Below are 19605 nucleotides of genomic sequence, written 5' to 3'. Positions count from 1 at the left end.
CGGACGCATGTCGGACGCGGCCGCGACACTCACGCAGGACCGGCAGAAGCTGGAAATGGCGACGCTCTCGGCGCCGGCCGTGATCTTCACGGTCGCGATGATCGCGTTTCCGGTCATCTATACGATCTGGCTCGGCTTCCAGACATTCTCCTCGACCGGCAAGCAGTCCTTTGCGGGCCTCGCCAATTACTCAAAGCTGATCTCCGACTACGAGTTTTGGCACGGGCTCTGGATCACCATAGCGCTCTATGTGCTGTCGTTGGTGCTCCAGCTCGTCTTTGGCGTGTGGCTGGCTCTGGTGTTGTTTCACGCCAAGCGCCTGCCGGGAATCGTGCGCTCGCTTTTCATCTCCCCCTTCATGATGCCGCCGGTGGTGGCGGGCATGATGTGGCTGGTGATCCTCGATCCCTCGCTGGGCGCGGCCAACTATATCCTGCAGTCGTTCGGCCTGCCGCCGTCGGACTGGCTGGCGTCGCCGACCTGGGTTATCCCGACCGTCGCTCTGATCGACAGCTGGCAGTGGACGCCATATGTCGCCTTGATCGTGCTGGGCGGCCTGCAATCGCTGCCGCCGAGCGTCTACGAGGCCGCGCAGATCGACGGGGCTTCGCCGTTCAAGACTTTTCAGCGCATCACGCTGCCGCTGCTCTTGCCGACCATCGTGACCGCAGCCATCCTGCGCAGCGTCGATCTCCTGCGCTTCTTCGACATCATCTACATCACGACCCAGGGCGGCCCCGGCAACGCCTCGAACACGCTCAACATCTACGGCTTCCGGGTCGGCTTCGAATTCTTCAACATCGGCTATGCCAGCGCCCTGATGCTGACGCTGACGGCGATCGTGTTCGGCGCCGTGCTCGCCTTCAACCGCCTGCGCGGCGCCGTGGCGTGGTGATGTCATGACGGATGCCGCCAACACCGACCGCTGGATCCGCTGGCTCAATACCGTGCAGCTCGTGCTCGCCGGCGTGCTCATCATGGCGCCGACGGTCTGGATGGTGCTGTCCTCGTTCAAGCCGTCGTTCGAGGTGACGGCCTATCCGCCGACGCTGATCTTCACGCCGACGCTCGACAATTATGTCGAGCTGACCAAGACCACGCCGTTCCTCAGCTATGCGCTCAACAGCCTCATCGTCACCGTCGGCTCGACGGCGCTGGGGCTGCTGTTCGGGATCCCCGCCGCTTTCGCCGTGTCCTGGACACGGATCTCGTGGCCGGCGATCCTGACGCTCGCAGCGCGCATGGCGCCGGGCACGCTGTTCCTGCTGCCGTGGTACGTCATGTTCCGGCAGGTCGGGATGATCGGCTCCTACACCGCGCTGATCCTGAGCCACGCGGTCATCACGCTGCCGATCGTGATCTGGGTGCTGCTGCCATCCTTCGACGGCATCCCGCGCAGCGTCTTCGAGGCGGCGCAGGTCGACGGATGCAGCGTCACGCGCATCCTCTGGCGCATCGCGCTGCCGCTGGTGGCGTCCGGCGTCGCCGTCTCGGCGATCCTCGCTTTCGTCTTCTCATGGAACTACTTCCTGTTTGCGCTGGTGCTCTCCAACGGCGACACCAAGACGCTGATCGCGGCGGCCTTCAACTTCATGGGCGAAGGCTCGACGCAATGGGGCGCTCTCATGGCCGCGGCGACGCTGATCGCGCTGCCGCCGCTGGTGCTGGCTGCTCTGGTGCAGCGCTGGCTGGTGTCCGGACTGACGCTCGGTGCGGTGAAAGGCTAGGTATCTGATGAACGTATCACCCCGTCCGAATTCGATCATGCAGGCCGCGGTCTTCCACGGCAACGACCGCATCACCATCGAGCGCGTGGCAATGCCTGACGTCGGCACAGGTGAAGTGCTCGTGCGCGTTTCGCGCACCGCGCTGTGCGGTTCGGACTTCAAGCTCTGGCACAAGGGCGCCGAGTTCACCGCCGGCCATGAGATTTTCGGCGTGGTCGAGCAGCCCGGTCACCGGCTGCATGGTCGCCGCTGTGCCGTCTATATTCCACTCCACTGCGACCATTGCGCGGCTTGCAAACGCGGCGATACCCAGATGTGCCTGGAGGTCTCGAGCCTGATCGGCTGGAACCGGCCGGGCGGCTACGCCGAATACGTGCCGGTGCCGGAAAATTGCCTGTTGCCGGTGCCCGATGACATCGAGGACAGCCTCGCGCCGCTGCTGCTCGACACCATCGGGACGTCGGGTCACGCCGTGCGCTTCGTCAGCCGCGTGGTGCCGCCGGGTGAGGCCGGACCTGTTCTTGTCATGGGCGCCGGGCCAGTCGGTCTCGGCGTCGTGCTGGCGCTCCGCGCGCTCGGCTACAACGACATCCACGTCGCCGACCCCAATGCGACGCGGCTGAAGATCGCGCAATCCTTCGGCGCGAAGGCGCATCCCGTGGGCGACACCTCGAAGCGCTTTGCTCTCATCATGGAATGCTCCGGCGCGCATGCGGCGCGCAATCTCGGCATCGAGCTCGTCCTGCCGCGCGGCGCGCTGGTGCTGGTCGGCGAGAACGCCGCGCCCTGGACCATCGAGGAGGGCAAGGTGTTCCGCCGCAAGGACTTCTACATGATCCGGACCTTCTACTTTCCGGTCTCGGATTTCGAGCCGAACATCGAGCTGCTGCGCAAGTTCAAGGACGAATACCGCGTCCTCGTCGACGGCGAGTTCGGCCTGCCGGCCCTGCCTGAGAATTTCGCCCGCTTTGCCAGGGGCGAGCTGATCAAGCCGGTATTGGCGCTGGATTAGCGATCATGGCCTCGATCTCGATCCGCAACCTCGTCAAGCGCTACGGCAGTTTCACCGTGATCCCCGATCTCAATCTGGAGATCGCGGACCATGAATTCGTCGTCTTCGTGGGGCCGTCCGGCTGTGGCAAGTCGACCCTGCTGCGAATCATCGCGGGTCTCGAGCCGATCACGTCCGGTGACCTCTACATAGGCGACAAGCGTGTCAACGGCGTGCAAGCCGCACAGCGCGACATCGCGATGGTGTTCCAGGACTACGCGCTCTATCCGCACATGCGCGTCTACGACAATATGTCGTTCGCATTGGAGTTGCGGGGAACGCCGAAGGCGGAGATCGACGCGCGCGTGAAGCGTGCCGCCGCGCTCCTGCACATCGAGCCCTATCTCGATCGCAAGCCGAAGGAGCTCTCCGGCGGGCAGCGCCAGCGCGTCGCCATGGGCCGTGCGATTGTGCGCAATCCCAAGGCGTTCCTGTTCGACGAGCCGTTGTCCAACCTCGACGCAAAACTGCGCGGACAGGTGCGGGCCGAGATCAAGGCGCTATCGCAGGAGCTCAAGACCACCATGGTCTTCGTGACCCATGACCAGATCGAGGCCATGACGATGGCCGACCGGATCGTGGTGCTCCAGAACGGTACGATCCAGCAATACGACACGCCGGAGACGGTCTACGAGCGGCCGGCCAACCAGTTCGTCGCCGGCTTCATCGGCTCGCCGGCCATGAACTTTTTCCCAGTCGAATGGCGTGAGGAGCGCGCGATCCTTTCACAAGGCGCAACGGTGGCGCCGCTGGACGGCGAGGCCGCAAGCCGCCTGCAGCGGGCAGGAAATGCCGTGCTCGGCATTCGTCCTGAACATTTTGCCGTCGCGACCGATGCGGCGGACGGCATCGCCATCAACGTCAAGCTGGTCGAGCCGCTCGGCTCGGATACGCTGATCCATTTCGATCTCGCCGACGTCTCCGCGATCGCAAGGGTCGATCCAGCGTTGCGACCAAAGCTCGGCGATCGCCTCAGTTTGCGGCCGCAGCCGGGCAAGACGCATTTGTTCGATGCAGCGAACGGGCAGGTCTTGCGGTGAGCGCATCGGCGAACATAGCAGCTCTTTCGGCGCTCGCGGATGTAGCGTCGGGAACCAGGGGCGTCCAGGTGATCTGCCTTGGGCTATCCGCGCTCGATCAGGTCTGGCGTGTCGATCGGCTCTTTGCGGGCAACAGCGAGAAGATAAAGGCCATCGACTACGGTACCCTTGGCGGCGGAATGGCCGCTAATGCCGCGGTTGCGGCCGCACGGCTCGGTGCCTCCGTCGCGTTCTGGGGACGGGCAGGGGACGATGCCGCCGGGCACGAGATGCGGTCGGCTTTTGCTGCCGAAGGTGTCGACGTCGAGAATTTCCGGCTGTTTCCCGATGGCCGCTCGTCGGTCTCAGGCATCATTGTCGACAGTTCGGGCGAGCGGCAGATCGTGAACTTCCGTGGTCTCTTTCCGGAAGCGGCCGATTGGCTTCCGCTTGAAGCCGTCGCTCGCGCATCCTCGGTGCTGGCCGATCCGCGCTGGGTGGAGGGCGCCGCAACGCTGTTTCGCGAGGCGCGTGCGCGCGGCATTCCGACGGTGCTCGACGGCGACATGGCTGATGCCGAGATATTCGAGCGACTGCTGCCCTTGACCGACCACGCGATCTTCTCCGAGCCTGCGCTCGCCTCTTTCGCCGGATCTGCCAAAGACGAATCTCTCGCAAGGCTGGCGCGCTTCGGCTGCAGTGTCCTCGCCGTCACGCGCGGCGAGGGTGGCGTCAGTTGGTACGAGAATGGCCAGCTGCACGGGCACGCCGCCTATGCCGTCGATGTCGTCGATACCACCGGGGCCGGCGACGTCTTCCACGGCGCCTATGCGCTGGCGATCGGCGTCGGCCTCGATGTGCGCAACGCCATGGCGTTTTCCGCGGCCACGGCTGCGATGAAATGTCGCCACGCCGGCGGCCGCAACGGAATCCCCACCATCAACGATTGTCTTGCATTCATGAGGACGAAGCCATGAGAACGATTGGAAAGAACCGCGGGCTGGGACGCCTTGCTGATGCGGAAGGCCACTTTCGCATGGTCGCGTTGGATCAGCGACCGCCGCTGTTCGATGCCATTGCGAGGGCGAAGGGAATCGCGCGGGATCAGGTCGAATATTCCGACGTCACCGCGGCCAAGCGGCTCCTCGTCGAAAACCTTGCGCCGCATTGCAGCTCGATGTTGTTCGACCCGAATTTTGCCGTGCCCGCCGCGATTGATCTGTTGCCGCCGCGCTGCGGCCTGATCATGACGCTGGAGGAGCATCGCGTCGAGGAGACCGCGGGCGGTCGCATGTCGCGCGCGATCGCCAACTGGAGTGTGGAGAAAATTCGCGCCATGGGCGGCGACGCCGTCAAGGTGCTGGCCTGGTATCGGCCGGATGCGGACGCCGCGGTAAACGAGCATCAGAAGCGCTTCGTGCGCGAGATTGGCGAGGAGTGCGCCCGCCACGATGTTCCCTATGTTCTTGAACTGCTGGTCTATCCGTTCCTTGGCAGCGCCAATCACACCGCCGATTATGTGGAATCGCCCGGCAAGCTCCCGGGCCTCGTCATCGATAGCGTGCGCGAGTTTGCCAGGCCCGAATACGGCGTCGATCTCCTGAAGCTTGAGAGCCCTCTCGCGGCCAACAGCCTGCCGGCCCGTGACGGCAGCGCCGAAGCCAAGGCCGCGCAGAAGGAATTCGATGCGATCGGCGATATCTGCCGCGAGCGGAGCATTCCCTGGGTCCTGTTGTCGGGCGGCGCCGCGCCGGAAAAATTCGAACGCGTTCTCGACTTCGCCTATGCCGCGGGCGCGGGCGGTTTCCTGGCCGGTCGCACCATCTGGCTCGATGCCGTCCTGAAGAATTTCCCGGACCTTACAGCGGTTTCGGCGAGCCTGCGCAAGGATGGCCTCGGCGTGCTTGAGCGGCTCAACAAGCTGACGACGGCCAAGGGCACGCCGTGGAAAGCGCGCTTTCCGGTATTCACTGACATCAAGCAGGAGGGGGACTTCGCGCGCGCCTATTGAAATGGTGACGCCTCAGCGTGTCTTGGTGGGCCCGCCAGGACTCGGACCTGCAGAGGAAAGCCTGCGACTGCCGTTATCCCAGGTGTTCTGCCGGACAAAAACGGTCTGTGTGCACGTGAGCGAAGCGATGCGTGAACTGGACCCGGTTCGCTGTAATGGAAGGTTCAAGCTTCCTTCCTTAGGCCGTCGACATAGGCGTTTCCGGCTGATGATTCCGGCAACACGGTCTGGATATGTCAGAGCCAGATCCCAGCCGACGGACGCGCCACAGTCAAAGACGTACAGGACGTAAGCTTGATGTGCTCAGTTCGCTTGCCGAGGGAATCCGTGTATCAGATGATCCGCCGAGATGCGTCCCGGTCCCCAAGCCATGATCCCGAGCGCCATCGCCGCCCAAGTGAGGTGGATCGGCCAGCCGTCGGGCACGGTGAGTTCGACAATCATGGTCATGAACAACAGCCCGAGTGCGGCAAAGCGGGTGCCAAGGCCGAGCACCAGCAGCACCGGAAAGGTGATCTCGCCGCATCCGGACAGGAATGCCATCACCGCAGGTAGCGGATAGTGATAGGGCCCGCCTGGCAGGTGCAGCATGAACTCGTCGGTGAACAGCGTCACCGCGGTGTCGCTCAGCTTGAGGAAGCCGGTCCATTTCAGAATGCCGGATTTCCAGAACGGCACCGCCAGCGCCACGCGCATCACGAATTGAACCAGCGACGGCAAGGCCATTGTCTGGATCAGGTGCTCGGCCCTGTCAGCGAGGTGGCTCAGCCGGTAGCGTTCACTGGCGCCAAAATGCTGATCGATGACCATCATGCTTCTCCGAAATTGATTGATGTGAAAGCGCCCGCCTCGATCATGCCCGCGATGTTCGCCGCGATGTCGAAGCCGGGCGAGGACTGAAGTGCCGACGCTGCTGCGTCGCCAAGCGGCCGTCCCGACATCAGGTTTGTCAGAAACACCGCGCCGGCCTCGGGCAGATGGCGCACGACGACGTCCATCTCGGGCCGGGTGATCAGAGCATCCTCCGGGGTTCCCGCGTCGATCCGACCTGGCATCTCTCCGCTGCGATTGGCGGCGAAGATCGTCACTGCCGCGAAAGGCGAGCGGACGATTCCTGCCGCGGGATGTGCGGTGAACACCACATCCGCCAGCCGCTCCGGTGGAACCAGAGCGAGCGCATCCCGTGACAGTGGCGCGGCATCGGCGGCATGATAGGCATCGAGCCAGGCCCGCTCGATCCGCGCGACATCCGCTAGCCAGGGCATGGCACAGGCATATTCGTAGGTTTCGATGAACGCGGGAAAATCGCGGCCATAGTCGAGCAAGAGTAGCGATGTTGGCGGAGAGGCCCGGACATGGAAACGCGCCATGGCACGGAAGAACTCGACCCCCGTGATGCGCTGGACCGCAGGGTAGACCGCGGCAAGCGCATCGATCAGGCTGACCGTGGCGTTGTTGCGATAGACGTTGTAGCGCCGGACCGCCGCCTTTCCGTTCGGCCCGGTGACGAGTGAGGGCGTCGCGCGCCCGGGGTCGATCAGCGCAGCCGCGAAGCGCGCCGCGTAGGACGAGAGCTCCTGCTCAAGCGGCAGCATAGCGCATCTCCCGCTGGTGGCGGTCGAGGATTGCTTGCGCCGCGGCCGCTTCGGCCTTCAGCACTGGCCAGCCCGGAATTTTGCGGTCCCATTCGACCAGCGTCGGTACGGGACCACAGCGCGAGATGACGATCTCGAACAGCTTCCACACCGAGTCCGTGACCGGTCCGTCATGGCTATCGATCAGGAGCAGGTCGCCTTCATCGTCGAGCTGCTCGGCATGACCGGCGAGATGGATTTCGCCGACGCGTGACAACGGAAAGTCGGAGAGATAGTCGAGCGCGGAGAAGCCGTGATTGTTTGCCGAGACAAACACATTGTTGATGTCGAGCAGCAGTCCGCATCCGGTGCGCTCCGCGACGCCGCGGATGAACTCGGTCTCGCTCATCGTCGATTCGGTGAATGCGAGATAGGTCGACGGATTTTCCAGCAGCAGCGGCCGCCAGATGGCGTCTTGCACTTGATCGATATGATCGCAGACCCGTGCGAGCGTCGCTTCGGTATAGGGCAGCGGCAACAGGTCGTTGAAGTAGGTGGTGTCGTGGGTCGACCAGGCGAGATGTTCCGAAACCAGCGCAGGCTCGTAGCGCTCGACGAGATCGCGGAAGCGCTTCAGATGCGCCTTGTCGAGCGGCCGTTCGCCGCCAATCGACATGCACACACCATGCAGGGACAGCGGATGGTCGCGGCGCACGGCTTCCAGCGCGCGATGCGGCGGCCCGCCTGCGCCCATGTAATTCTCTGCATGCACCTCGAAAAAGCCACGCTGCCGTCCGGCGCCAAGGATCGCAGCAAGGTGCTCGGGCTTGAAGCTGGTACCAGCCAGGCCATGTATGGCAAGCGCGGGAAAGCGGGCAGGCTCGGCTGCGAGCAACCGGGACAAGATCGCAGCGTTCATGTCGTCTCTCCGCTTTCCCTATGATCGTGAACGTCTGCCGTGCGGTGCGACTAGACCGGCTTGAGCGATCCGGTCTTCCCGTTCGGAAGCTGGATGCTGGTGCAGGTGCCACCCTGCACGAACTTCCACGCATTGCCCTGAAAGTCGACCGTCGAGGTGCCCTGGCAGGTCGTGCCGGGGCCGGCCGCGCAATCGTTCTGGCCCTTCAGCGCGACGCCGAAGCACTTCTCCTTGTGGGCCGCGGTCGCTGCATCCGCCTCGGCCTTGGTGAGGGGAGCGGCGGTGGCAAGGGTTGCAAGCGCGGTCGAAACGGCGCCGGCAAGGACAAGCGAGCTGATGACATTCTTCATAGATCTCTCCACATCGTTATTTTGCGTCGCCTCCTGAGGCGTCGGGGGCGCATCGACAGGTTCGTTCCGTTCGCTGCTGCCATTACGGTTTTGGCGGCTCACGAATCCGTGACTTCGCTGCGGGGTGTCACGCAAATGGCTCTTGTGCCGTCTGCGTGCCAATCAAATACGCCGACATCGACCGGAGCCTCCAATGCCTTGTCGCTATGGAAACCGGGCGGGTCGAGCATTGGCGATGGCGACGCTCCGCCTGTCATAATTCCGAGACGTAACAATCTGCCGGACGCAAGCGTATCGCCATCAAGCCCTCCGACCGCCGGCGAAGGCCAACATGAACGCCTTTGAACGCTCAAGCGCCCTCGAACGACCGCGGTCACCGTCTTCGGCGAGGATGCTGACGATCAGCATTCGTCTTGCCGTCTCGGCGCTGGTCCTTACGGCGATCCTGCTCACCGCCGCAGCCTCGAGCCTGCTCTGGTGGCGCACGGCCGAATCGATCAGCCGGCAGCTCGCCTCAACGATCAACGAACAGATCGTCGCTGCCGTTCGCAAGGAGGTGGCCGCGATCGTCAATGAAGCGCGCGCCGCCCACACCGCCGTGCGCACGCTGTTCCTGCAGAACGTGCTCGATACCCGCGAGGCCGACAAGCGCGAGTTCGTGTTCCTATCACAATTGCAGTCACAAGCGACGATCTCCTGGGTCGCCTTCGGGTGGCCCGACGGTTCCTTCTTCGCCGCACATAAGCTCGGTGACGGCCATCTCGAGATGATGGAGATCTCGAAGATCGACCATGTCGGCCAGCGCCGCATCGACGAATATCAGGTTATCCCCGGCGACATCGAATTTGAATCCCGCCGTTTCGAACCCACAGACTTTAGCGTCACTATGCAGGACTGGTTCAAGATCGGCATGGAGGCCAATGGCCCGCAGTGGTTCGGGGTCGTCGACCATCCGATCGGCCCGCGCCCATCGATCGCCTTCGCGGGGCCGATCGATGTCTATCAGGAACGTCAGGGCGTCCTTGCGATCATCATCGAGTACACCAGGCTCTCCCGTTTCCTCGCCCAGCTCGAGGTCGGCCGCACCGGAACGGCTTTCATCCTCGGTGCCGGCGACGAATTGATCGCGGCTCCCGACAAGAACGCCGACGAACTGCATCCCGCGCACAGCCGGATCGATCTGTTGCCGTTGGCGCGCATGGCTCGGACACTGGCCGGCGAGGACGGTCGCAAGGAAGCATGGCGGCGGCGGCTTACCCTCGATGGCGCAGCCTATGAGGTTGGGCTGACGCCCCTACCATTTACCGGCTGGTGCCTGGCGACCGTGATCCCTGAGGCTGAGTTTCTTGGCCCGGTCGAAACCACGTTGCGACGGCTCATCATCGGTCTTGCCATCGGTGCGCTCCTCGCCGCCCTGTTCTCTGCGATGCTGGCGCGGTCGGTGATCGCCACGCCGCTCGCCCGTGTGGTCGGCGAAATCCGACATGTGGAAAGCTTTGCATTGGACCAGGTGCGCCGCCACCCGTCGCGGCTCGCCGAGATTTCGAGCCTTTCGGGCGCGATAGCCGAGATGGCGCAGGGCTTGTCTGCTTTCCGCAAATTCATCCCGGCCGATCTGGTCCGGTCGCTCCTTCGCCAGGGCATCGAGGCGAAACCTGGCGGCTCGATCCAGGAGCTGACGGTAATGTTTATCGATGTGGCCGGCTTCACCGGGCTTTCCGAGCGCATGGGGGATCGCGTTGTGCCGCTGTTGTCGCGATATCTCGACGTCGCCTCCGAAGTCATCGTCGCCCACGGCGGCACCATCGACAAATTCATTGGCGACGCTGTGATGGCATTCTGGGGCGCGCCGACAGCGCAGGCCGAACATGCCCTGCTCTGTTGCCGTGCAGCACTCGTCTGCCGCCAGGGCATTGAGGCCGCGGGCGTCAGGGACGACCAGGGCCATCCCCTGCAAATCCGGATCGGCATCAATTCCGGCCGCATGCTGGTTGGCAATGTCGGCTCCGAATTGCGGCTGAACTACACCGTAATTGGCGATGCCGTGAACGTGGCGAGCCGCCTCGAAGGCGCCAACAAGCGCTATGAGACGCAAATTCTGATCGGCGCCGAGACCAAGCGCCTGGTTGAGGGGGCCATGGTCACACGCGAGATCGATCGCATAGCCGTCTACGGCAAGACAGAAGGCCTCGCCGTGCATGAACTGATCGGTTCGGCTACAGGCGACGCTTACCCGGCCTGGATCATCGATTACGAGCAGGGACTGCTTGAATATCGCAAGCGCGACTTCGCCAGCGCCATATGCTGCTTCGAGGCTGTCTTGCGCCAGCGTCCTCACGACAGGCCAACTGAACTGATGCTCGACCGCTGCAAGCTCCTCGAGCAGTCGGGTGTTGACGACACGTGGTCACCTGTCGTGACACTTCAATCAAAATAGCCGACCCGCCGGTACCAGGCAGACGACTGGATGCTGGCTATGTGCGAAAGCGGCAGCATTCGATATCGAAGAAGGACGTCGTTGCCGGCCCGCTGGTCAATCCTGAGTTCTGGCGGGAAGTAAGCCTGACCACGGTCAAGGGGACGCCCTATTCGTGGGCTGTCGGTTCGCTCGTCCGCGAGGCTGAGGTAGACGTGGCTAGGTGACATCCCTCTTGCCGTCAAGGACCTCTCCGCTAAGGAAGCTGGATCGGACGAGTAATTCTCCCATCGCGCAATCCTGTTCCTGGATCGCACCTTATTCCGCCGCCACCGGCATCAATTCCATCTGCTCATGCAGGATCACGCCCGACAGCGGATCAAACTCGCCAACCCACGGCGCGTGTTCAAGGGCTGCTCTCGTGTGCGAGTAACCAGCGTCCCACCGCTGCATGATGCCGCGCGGGCTGAAATCGATGTCCTTGGTGTGGGTTTCGCGATCAAGCTGCGGCGCAAGCAGACGCACGACGTGCATGCGTGTCTGACAGCCATAACCGGCCAGTTCGCGCACCTCTGGAGTGTTGCGTTCGCTGTCGGGCAGCCGTTTGGCCAATTGGTTGATGATGTGACGCAACCGATGCGCCTGCTGCTGGCGTGCGATGTGGCTCATGATGCGGCTGGAATATTGGACATCCTTGTGTCGATTCAGCACCTCCGCCATCGTGGTCGGCTCCAGGCCTGCAGGATTCCACAGATGGACAGCGAAGATCAGCGAGTTCTTGCGGGGATCGTCATCGAACACGACTTCAGTCGGCGTGTTGGACAGAATACCGCCGTCCCAATAGAGCTCGCCGTCGATGCGGACGGCGGGAAAGGCCGGTGGCAACGCGCCGGAGGCCATAATATGCCTGATGGTGAGTTCGCCGTCGCGGCTATCGAAATAGCGCATCTGGCTGGTCCGCACGTGGGCGGCCCCGACCGTCAGACGCGGCGAACAGCTATTGAGCAGCTTGACGTCGACGAGTTCGCACAGGGTCTGCTCCAGTGGCGCGGTCGAGTAATAGCCGGCCCGTTCGGCACCCAGCGGGTAGCCGTCACCCGCATGCGCAAGGGCATTTGGACGAAAAAAGCCAGGAATTCCGTGGGTGATGGTCGCCCAGTAGGATAGCCGGTCATTGAAGCCGGGAAAGGCCGTCCGGATGTTCCAGACCGGATTTTGCTCCATCCGCTTCCAGAACTCTTTCAGGCGTGACAGCCGGTTCTCGACCGGATTGCCGGCGATGAGGCTGGCATTGATGGCGCCGATCGATGTGCCGATGATCCAGTCCGGCTCTATGCCTGCTTCGTGCAAGGCTTGATAGACACCTGCCTGGTACGAGCCCAAGGCGCCGCCGCCTTGCAACACCAGAACGACCTGGCCGGGGAGATCCTTGGCCAGCGATCTGATATTTCGCGACGAAGTTCTGTCCTGCATGTTGTGCTCCCATTTCGGCCTGGTCTAATATTCGCAAGCGCGCCCGGCTCTGTTACGAGCGTCGTCTCAATGCGCTGTCCAACCGCCATCGACCGGCAAAGCAATTCCGGTAATCGACGCGGCTGCTTCGCTCGCCAGGAAAACCGCCAGCGCACCGATCTCCTCGACTGTCGCAAAGCGTTTATTCGGTTGCTGGGCCAGCAGCACGTCGCGGATCACCTGATCCCGGGAGATGCCATGCGCCTTGGCTTGTCCATCGATCTGGGCTTCGACTAGCGGGGTATAGACATAGCCAGGGCAGATGGCGTTGCACGTAATACCTTCCTCGGCGATTTCGAGCGCCGCTACCTTTGTCAAACCGACAATGCCGTGTTTGGCGGCGACATAGGTCCCCTTGAACGGCGAGGCGACCAGCCCATGCGCAGATGCCACATTGATGATGCGGCCGAATCCTTGTTTGCGCATCGCCGGCAGTGCCAGCCGCGTGGTGTGGAACGCGGACGATAGATTGATCGCAAGGATCTGATCCCATTTTTCGACCGGAAACTGGTCGAGCGGCGCGACGTGCTGAATACCGGCATTGTTGATGAGAATGTCGAGCCGACCAAGGTCGGCCAGCGTCACCGCGACCATCTCGGCGATCGCATCCGGCGACGCCATATCGGCCGCTGAATAGCCGACCTTGACGCCATGATCGGCTTCTATCGCGTCCTTCGTCCAGGCGATCTCGGCCGCGGCTCCGAAGCCATTCAGCATCACGTTTGCGCCAGCCGCGGCAAGCGCGCGGGCGATGCCAAGCCCGATCCCGCTGGTTGAGCCGGTCACGACGGCGGCCCTGCCATCGAGCAATTTTGCGTCAACGTCGGCATGCGATTTGATCTGGACATTCATCTTGTGAAATCCCGCTTGCATCGTCGGCGGTATCCGACGGTCGCCAAAATCTGCATCGCAAAATGGACTTACGGAAATACCCTTTGACTTCCAAAACCATAGGTGCGCGCTATGGCCGCCTTGGCCCTCAATCGGCTAGACTGTGAGCCGGATCAGGGGAGTTCGGCCATGGAAATGCATCAGGTTCGGTACTTCCTCGCGGTCGCGCGGACGCTCAATTTCACGCGTGCTGCTGATGAGTGCAATGTCACCCAGCCATCGCTGACGCGGGCAATCAAGCAGCTCGAGGCTGAGCTTGGCGGCGACCTGTTTCGCCGCGAGCGTCCGGCCGGATTGACCGAGCTTGGTCAGCGCATGCACCCCTTGCTGAAGCAATGCTACGAGGCCGCCGCCGGCGCGCGCTCGCTCGCCTCGTCATTCAAAAGCGGCGAAATCGGCGCGCTGAGAATCGCGCTCACCCACTCGATCGATCTGTGTCTGCTGATTCCCTTCCTCGATCAGATCAAGCGCCAGTTCAATCGGTTGGAATTCCGTTTTCTCCGTGGCAATGGCCGCGAAGTCGGAGACATGCTGAGGAAAGGTGAGGCGGAGCTTGGAATCGCAGCTGAACTCGACCCGAATTGGGAGCGGCTCGACACTTGGCCGCTATTTACGGAGGACTTTCAGCTCGTCGTCAACGCTGACCACCGGCTTGCCGATCAGGACAGCATCGACCTCGATGATCTGCGTTCCGAACAGCTTTTGTCGCGTGGGTACTGCGAGTATGGCCTGCGTTTGAACACCGTCTTGCGAGAGCACGGCATAGACGTCGGTCATTGCCACGAGATCTCGAGCGAGCGCGATCTCATTGAGCTGCTTGAGGCCGGTATCGGCATCGCCGTGGTTCCTGACACCTCGCGGATACCGCAGACGCTCAAACGTACCTCGGTAGAGGGACTCGATGCCCGACGCACGGTCAATCTCTACGGCATCGCCGGTCGCGAACGAACTGCGGTCGCATCTGCCGTCATGCGCATGCTGCGTGGCACGGATTGGCGGCAGTTTTTGGAGAAGAGCCGAGCCGCGTGAGAGTACCAATGCACGCGGGTCGTCCGGAAGTGCCTACCTCGCGTCCTTCAGAGCTCCGAGTAGATCCTCGATCGCCATGCGGCGCCGGAAGTCGGGATCAACAAAACGCGTTTTGACGATGCCATCGCATCCGATCACAAAGGCCGCAGGAATTGGCAACACCCAACCGTCGTTGCCGTGAAAGCTCGGCATGTCGAGATAAGAGAGAAGCCGCTCAATCTCTGCACCAAGCCAGATCGCCAGGTTGAGGGACAGCGCATAGCCATTGTCGAGATCGGTCAGCACTGGAAACGGTGCTCCGGCTTCGGACTTGAATTCTGCCGCATATTCCTGTGTCTCGGGCATGATGGCGACGACGTCCGCCCCCAGAGCCTTGATGCGGTCATAGGCCTTGATCACCGCCCTGACATTGAGCCGGCAATACGGGCACCAATGGCCGCGGAAAAACATCACCGCCACCGGGCCTCGCTCGAGCAGAGAAGGCAAGGCGATTAGGCGACCGCTTTCGTCGGGTAGCACGAAGGGTGGCATCGGTTCGCCAGGGCGCGGCGCGTTTTCGCCGCCGCCATTTTCGTTGACCCTGATAACGAGGCGATCGACTGCGTCGCCGTAGGCCGGAAAGATTTCCCGGCCTGCTGCCGCATAAGCTTGGAGCTGCTCGTTGAGAGTGCCTTCCATCTCCCGGCAGCGCTGAAAGGCGACCTTGAGCCGCTCGGCGTCGGCTGGGGAAAGCGATGTCATCCCTTGCTCCCGTATGTTTGACCTTCAGATGGCAATCCTGCGCGGACCGCCCACCACAGGCGCCTTTGTCTCCGCCAGGAGCATTGCACAAAGCACGATAGCATTGGGCTATCGATATCAGAGCGCGCCCGCATTTCATGTTGGACGCCTGAGCGAGGATGGCCGTCCCCCGAGGGGTTTTCTATGTCCCGCTATAACGTACTGTGATTTGGCAAATTCGCTACCTTTCCTTTCCTGATTTCCACCTCGTGGGCCATGGCGGTTATAAGCTTGGAGATATGTTCGGCCTTGCAATGAATCTCGACATTCGCGCGAGCGAGCTTCGTGACCACATTTCCGCCTGTCGGACCTTCGCGTCCGGACATCGAGCACATGCCCGGCAACGCTTGAGTCGCATAGCTCGCCGCTATCGACTCAACAGCCAACGGGCATTTCCCGAAGCAAAGGCCTTGCGCGATGCTCCTGACACGCCGGCCAGCCTTTCGGGGCCGCGACATCGAGGAGACAACAACATGTTCAATGACATCGCAACCGCGCGCAAGATCTGGCAAGCTCTCGGCGTCGCAAGCGCCATTGCCATTTCGCTCGCGACAGCATCCGCGACATTCGCCGGTGAATGTCCCGCCGACAAGATGAAGGCCAATGCCCGCTCGATGGTGGACTACAAGCCGGTTGGTGTTACCGACGTGACGCTTGGCTCCATCGATCTCGGCAAGCAGCCCGCGCATATCGAGGGACGCGAACTGCGCTTCCGCAAGCTGACCATCGAGCCCGGCGGCATCGTGCCCTGGCATAGCCATGACGACCGGCCGGCACTGATCTTTGTCCAGCAGGGCGAGGTCGTCGAATACGCCAGCAACTGCGTCGACCCAATTGTGCACAAGGCTGGCGACCTGCGACCGGAGGTCTACGGCACCTCGCATTGGTGGAAGAACCTCGGCAAAGAGACCGTCATTCTCTACGTGGGTGATGTCCGCAAGGATCCGACCGACCACAACATGTAACGAGTGCTCCGCCCCACGCCTCGTTACCGGATGTGACGACCCGGGAGCCCGTGTTGGCCCCGCACGCCCGGCGTCACATCCCCTCTTTCGATTACAGGAGCTGCCGCGATGGCCGACATGCCGATGGGAGTCACGGCAGAACCGATGCAAGAGCACGGTCATTCAACCGGCGTGGCGCTGCGATCCCTGGTGATCGGCCTCACCGCATTCCTGACCGTCGTCGACCTGTTCGCAACTCAAGCAATTCTACCAACTCTGACGCGGCACTACGGCGTCACGCCCGGTGCGATGGGTTTCGCCGTCAATGCCAGCACCATCGGCATGGCAGTCGCAGGACTGGTGGTCGGATCCTTCAGCCCGCACATCGATCGCAGGACCGGCATTCTGGCAAGCCTGCTTCTGCTCGCAATTCCGACGAGCTTGCTTGCCATCGCACCGAACCTTACCGTCTTCACCATTCTTCGCGTCATGCAGGGCCTCTGCATGGCGTCAGCCTTTACGCTCACCCTTGCCCATTTGGGCGAACAGTGCAGCGCGATGGATGCTGGCGGCGCCTTCGCTGCCTATATCACCGGGAACGTCGCAAGCAATCTGATCGGGCGTCTCATCTCGGCGTCCGTGTCCGACAATCTGGGCCTGGCGACGAATTTCTATTTCTTTGCCGTGCTCAATCTCGCAGGCGCGCTGCTGGTCCACTTCACAATCAAGCGCGTCCAGCCCATGCACTCCATCGACCCGGCGCAATCGCCACTTTCGGCAATGATAGAGCATTGGCACGATCCGGCCCTGCGCGCGGCCTACGGCCTTGGCTTCTGCATCCTGTTCGCGTTCATCGGCACCTTTACCTACGTCAACTTCATCCTGGTCCGTGCCCCACTGTCGCTCGGCATGATGGGGGTGGGTTTTGTCTATTTCGTGTTTCTCCCCTCCGTCGTCACGACGCTGCTGGCTGGCAAAGCGGTGGCACTGTTCGGCATGCGCCTATCACTTTGGGGCGGTCTCGCAATCGCCGCTCTGGGCCTGCCACTGATGCTCTCATCGCACCTTGCGGAGGTGCTCGCGGGGATGGTGCTGATCGGGGTCGGCACGTTCTTTGCGCAAGCCTGCGCCACGGGCTTCGTCGGGCAAGCGGCGCGAACAAACCGCGGGGTTGCCAGCGGCACCTACCTTGCCTGCTATTTCTTCGGCGGCCTGGTCGGCAGCGCGGTGCTTGGTCAATTGTTCGACCATTTCGGATGGGCCGCCTGTGTCGCAGGCGTGGGTGTGGCGTTGGCATTGGGGTGCATTTTGACCGCAAGCCTCAGGATCCCGGTGTCCGGTCGATAACACGAGTGGTGGGCCCGCCAGGACTCGGACCTGCAACCAGACCGGTTATGAGCGGTGGAGCAAGATCAGCTTCGTTGATCTTGCTGCACCATGCTTGAGTTCGATTGCGCTCGTCGCGCTTTGGTGAGGTCGTGTTCTGGCGCGAAACTGGTGCGGTTCGCGGCAATGGCGGATTTCGGCCGACGCTGAGGCTGCTCGCGCGCTCAATCGCTTTGTTGAACGTTCAGTAAAGTCGCATACTAAACATTCTGGCTGTGGCTGACCTTCTGGCTTTCCTGTTATCGGGACGGGCCGAATTGCGTCCGCCGGACCAGGTCGGCAATCGTTGTTCGCCGCATTCGCTGCAATCCTTGGGCAATTTGTTGCATTGCGAACGTCGACGCTTGCGCGTGCGAGCGTCGGGAATATTTTCGCCAAGGTCGCGAGAACCGGCTTGACGGGCCAAAAAATTTAGTACTACGTTTAGTAATACAAAAAACTAAACATCGCGCATCGAGCGCTGATGTGCAGGAGGAGCCCAAGCCATGCCGGAGCCGTCTCCGGCAGCGGTCCGTCTCGTCCTTCACTCATCGCTCCTCAAACTCGGTTTCAGGGTCTTGGCGTCGCTCCGGCAGGGCGCGCTGAGCGGGTTGGACGCTTCAACGAGAGAGGAAACGGATATGCGGACATTCAATTGGCTGAGAAGCTCAGCGGCCACCACGGTTCTCGGGGCGGCGCTGCTGGGGATATTTGGCGGAGGCGAAGCTGCGGCCCAGGGTAAGCAGCTCACGCTGTGCTGGGCGGCATGGGATCCGGCCAACGCGCTGGTCGAACTCGGCAAGGATTTCACCAAGCAATCCGGCATCGAGATGAAGTACGAGTTTGTCCCCTGGACGAGCTACGCGGATCGCTTCCTCAACGAGCTCAACTCCCACGGCAAGCTCTGCGACCTGATCATCGGCGACAGCCAGTGGATCGGCGGCGCCGCCGAGAACAAGTGGTACGTCAAGCTCAACGATTTCTTCGACAAAGAGCACATCTCGATGGACGACTTCGTCCCGGCGACCGTTGTCGGCTATTCGCAGTGGCCAAAGAATTCGGCGAACTACTGGGCGCTGCCGGCGATGGCCGACGCCGTGGGCTGGACCTATCGCAAGGACTGGTTCTCGCGGCCCGACATTCAGTCGGCTTTCAAGGCCAAGTACGGTCGTGATCTGGCACCGCCGAAAACCTATGACGAGTTGAAGCAGATCGCGGAGTTCTTCCAGGGCCGCGAGATCGACGGCAAGAAGGTCTATGGCGCCTACATCTTCACCGAGCGCGGCTCCGAAGGCATCACGATGGGCGTGACCAACGTGCTCTACAATTACGGCTTCAGTTACGACAATCCGAAGAAGCCGTACCAGATGCAAGGCATCGTCAATTCCGCCGAGGCGGCCAAGGGGCTCGAGTTCTACAAGGAACTCTACAAGTGCTGCACCGCGCCGGGCATGACCAATGCCTACATGCAGGAAGGGCTCGATGCCTTCAAGTCGGGCCAGGTGGCGATGCAAATGAACTGGTTCGCCTTCTTCCCCGGCCTCTACAAGGATCCGAATGTCGGTGGCGACAAGATCGGCTTCTTCGTCAATCCGGCCGGCCCGAACGGGCACTTCACCCAGCTCGGCGGACAGGGCATCTCGGTGGTTGCGACCTCCGACCGCAAGGACGACGCGCTCGCCTACATCAAGTGGTTCGCGCAGCCCGCCGTGCAGCAGAAATGGTGGCAGATCGGCGGCTACTCGGCGCTCAAGGCGGTGGTCGACGCGCCGGACTTCCCGAAGAGCGCGGCGTTCGCGCCGCAATTCCTGGAGTCGATGGGCATTGTCAAGGACTTCTGGGCCGAGCCGTCCTACGCCCAGCTGCTGCTTGATATGCAGAAGCGGGTGCATGACTACGTCGTCGCCGACAAGGGTACCGCGCAGCAGGCGCTCGATCTCCTGGTCAAGGACTGGACCAAGGTGTTCAAGGAACAGGGCAAGCAAGTCGCCTCGCAATAGCTCGAACGCCGCGTCCC

Annotated in this window: 18 protein-coding genes; 11 read left to right on the top strand and 7 right to left on the bottom strand. The window is 62.3% G+C overall.

Annotated elements, in window-relative coordinates; all coding sequences use genetic code 11:
• The first annotated feature begins 7 nt into the window (after positions 1 to 7).
• From AKL29_RS07705 to AKL29_RS07680, 6 genes are read left to right on the top strand one after another with little or no spacing between them, the layout of a single operon-like run.
• A complete protein-coding gene (locus AKL29_RS07705) occupies positions 8 to 895 on the top strand; it encodes a carbohydrate ABC transporter permease (RefSeq protein ID WP_050383686.1) in 888 nt (295 codons plus the stop codon).
• A gap of 4 nt (positions 896 to 899) precedes the next feature.
• Positions 900 to 1727, top strand: coding sequence for a carbohydrate ABC transporter permease (locus AKL29_RS07700; RefSeq protein ID WP_050383685.1), 828 nt, complete (start codon positions 900 to 902; stop codon positions 1725 to 1727).
• Between the two features lie 7 nt (positions 1728 to 1734).
• Entirely contained in the window at positions 1735 to 2739 is a 1005-nt protein-coding gene (locus AKL29_RS07695; protein ID WP_050383684.1) for a zinc-dependent alcohol dehydrogenase family protein, read from the top strand.
• A 5-nt stretch (positions 2740 to 2744) separates the two neighbouring features.
• On the top strand, positions 2745 to 3818 hold the full coding sequence (locus tag AKL29_RS07690) for an ABC transporter ATP-binding protein (protein ID WP_050383683.1): 1074 nt from the start codon (positions 2745 to 2747) through the stop codon (positions 3816 to 3818).
• Positions 3815 to 4774: a sugar kinase gene (locus AKL29_RS07685; protein ID WP_050383682.1), complete on the top strand. Its 960-nt coding sequence runs from the start codon at positions 3815 to 3817 to the stop codon at positions 4772 to 4774. Before AKL29_RS07690 ends, AKL29_RS07685 begins: the two co-directional genes overlap by 4 nt.
• Positions 4771 to 5808: a tagatose 1,6-diphosphate aldolase gene (locus AKL29_RS07680; protein ID WP_050383681.1), complete on the top strand. Its 1038-nt coding sequence runs from the start codon at positions 4771 to 4773 to the stop codon at positions 5806 to 5808. Before AKL29_RS07685 ends, AKL29_RS07680 begins: the two co-directional genes overlap by 4 nt.
• Positions 5809 to 6111: 303 nt before the next feature.
• On the opposite strand, the gene AKL29_RS07675 is transcribed toward AKL29_RS07680, so the two are convergent.
• Genes AKL29_RS07675 through AKL29_RS07660 form a run of 4 tightly spaced genes read right to left on the bottom strand, consistent with a single transcriptional unit; the run spans position 6112 to position 8651 of the window.
• Positions 6112 to 6618: a DoxX family protein gene (locus AKL29_RS07675; protein ID WP_050383680.1), complete on the bottom strand. Its 507-nt coding sequence runs from the start codon at positions 6616 to 6618 to the stop codon at positions 6112 to 6114.
• The gene (locus tag AKL29_RS07670; RefSeq protein WP_193395191.1) at positions 6618 to 7403 is read right to left on the bottom strand and encodes an HvfC/BufC N-terminal domain-containing protein; all 786 of its coding nucleotides are present in this window, start codon (positions 7401 to 7403) and stop codon (positions 6618 to 6620) included. Before AKL29_RS07670 ends, AKL29_RS07675 begins: the two co-directional genes overlap by 1 nt.
• The gene (gene bufB / locus AKL29_RS07665) at positions 7390 to 8301 is read right to left on the bottom strand and encodes an MNIO family bufferin maturase (RefSeq protein ID WP_050383679.1); all 912 of its coding nucleotides are present in this window, start codon (positions 8299 to 8301) and stop codon (positions 7390 to 7392) included. Before bufB ends, AKL29_RS07670 begins: the two co-directional genes overlap by 14 nt.
• Before the next feature lie 50 nt (positions 8302 to 8351).
• Complete coding sequence (locus AKL29_RS07660; RefSeq protein WP_038377692.1) at positions 8352 to 8651, bottom strand: BufA1 family periplasmic bufferin-type metallophore; 300 nt, start codon at positions 8649 to 8651, stop codon at positions 8352 to 8354.
• Positions 8652 to 9042: 391 nt separating this feature from the next.
• On the opposite strand from AKL29_RS07660, the gene AKL29_RS07655 reads away from it, so the two are divergent.
• Entirely contained in the window at positions 9043 to 11088 is a 2046-nt protein-coding gene (locus tag AKL29_RS07655; RefSeq protein ID WP_050383678.1) for an adenylate/guanylate cyclase domain-containing protein, read from the top strand.
• 297 nt (positions 11089 to 11385) lie between these two features.
• On the opposite strand, the gene AKL29_RS07650 is transcribed toward AKL29_RS07655, so the two are convergent.
• Entirely contained in the window at positions 11386 to 12540 is a 1155-nt protein-coding gene (locus tag AKL29_RS07650; RefSeq protein ID WP_050383677.1) for a patatin-like phospholipase family protein, read from the bottom strand.
• Between the two features lie 66 nt (positions 12541 to 12606).
• Positions 12607 to 13431 (bottom strand): 3-hydroxybutyrate dehydrogenase, encoded by an 825-nt coding sequence (locus AKL29_RS07645; protein ID WP_050383762.1) that lies wholly within the window; start codon positions 13429 to 13431, stop codon positions 12607 to 12609.
• 168 nt (positions 13432 to 13599) lie between these two features.
• Here AKL29_RS07645 and AKL29_RS07640 point away from each other — a divergent pair, with 168 nt between their 5' ends.
• A complete protein-coding gene (locus tag AKL29_RS07640; protein ID WP_050383676.1) occupies positions 13600 to 14499 on the top strand; it encodes a LysR family transcriptional regulator in 900 nt (299 codons plus the stop codon).
• Between the two features lie 33 nt (positions 14500 to 14532).
• Here the strand turns inward: AKL29_RS07640 and AKL29_RS07635 are convergent, their stop codons facing one another.
• Positions 14533 to 15240, bottom strand: coding sequence for a peroxiredoxin-like family protein (locus AKL29_RS07635; protein WP_050383675.1), 708 nt, complete (start codon positions 15238 to 15240; stop codon positions 14533 to 14535).
• Positions 15241 to 15752: 512 nt separating this feature from the next.
• Between AKL29_RS07635 and AKL29_RS07630 the strand changes: the two genes are divergently transcribed.
• The 3 genes from AKL29_RS07630 (at position 15753) to AKL29_RS07620 (ending at position 19588) form a co-directional block, all read left to right on the top strand.
• On the top strand, positions 15753 to 16244 hold the full coding sequence (locus AKL29_RS07630) for a cupin domain-containing protein (RefSeq protein ID WP_050383674.1): 492 nt from the start codon (positions 15753 to 15755) through the stop codon (positions 16242 to 16244).
• 108 nt (positions 16245 to 16352) lie between these two features.
• Positions 16353 to 17570 carry an MFS transporter gene (locus AKL29_RS07625; RefSeq protein WP_050383673.1) on the top strand — a complete coding sequence of 406 codons (1218 nt, stop codon included), beginning with the start codon at positions 16353 to 16355 and terminating at the stop codon, positions 17568 to 17570.
• A 659-nt stretch (positions 17571 to 18229) separates the two neighbouring features.
• Positions 18230 to 19588, top strand: coding sequence for an ABC transporter substrate-binding protein (locus AKL29_RS07620; protein WP_028335636.1), 1359 nt, complete (start codon positions 18230 to 18232; stop codon positions 19586 to 19588).
• The last annotated feature ends 17 nt before the right edge of the window (positions 19589 to 19605 follow it).

Source organism: Bradyrhizobium pachyrhizi (assembly GCF_001189245.1).
In the GTDB taxonomy this organism is placed as follows: Bacteria; Pseudomonadota; Alphaproteobacteria; order Rhizobiales; family Xanthobacteraceae; genus Bradyrhizobium; species Bradyrhizobium pachyrhizi.
Note: the sequence above shows the minus strand (reverse complement) of the source record. Positions and strands in the feature narration are given on the sequence as shown.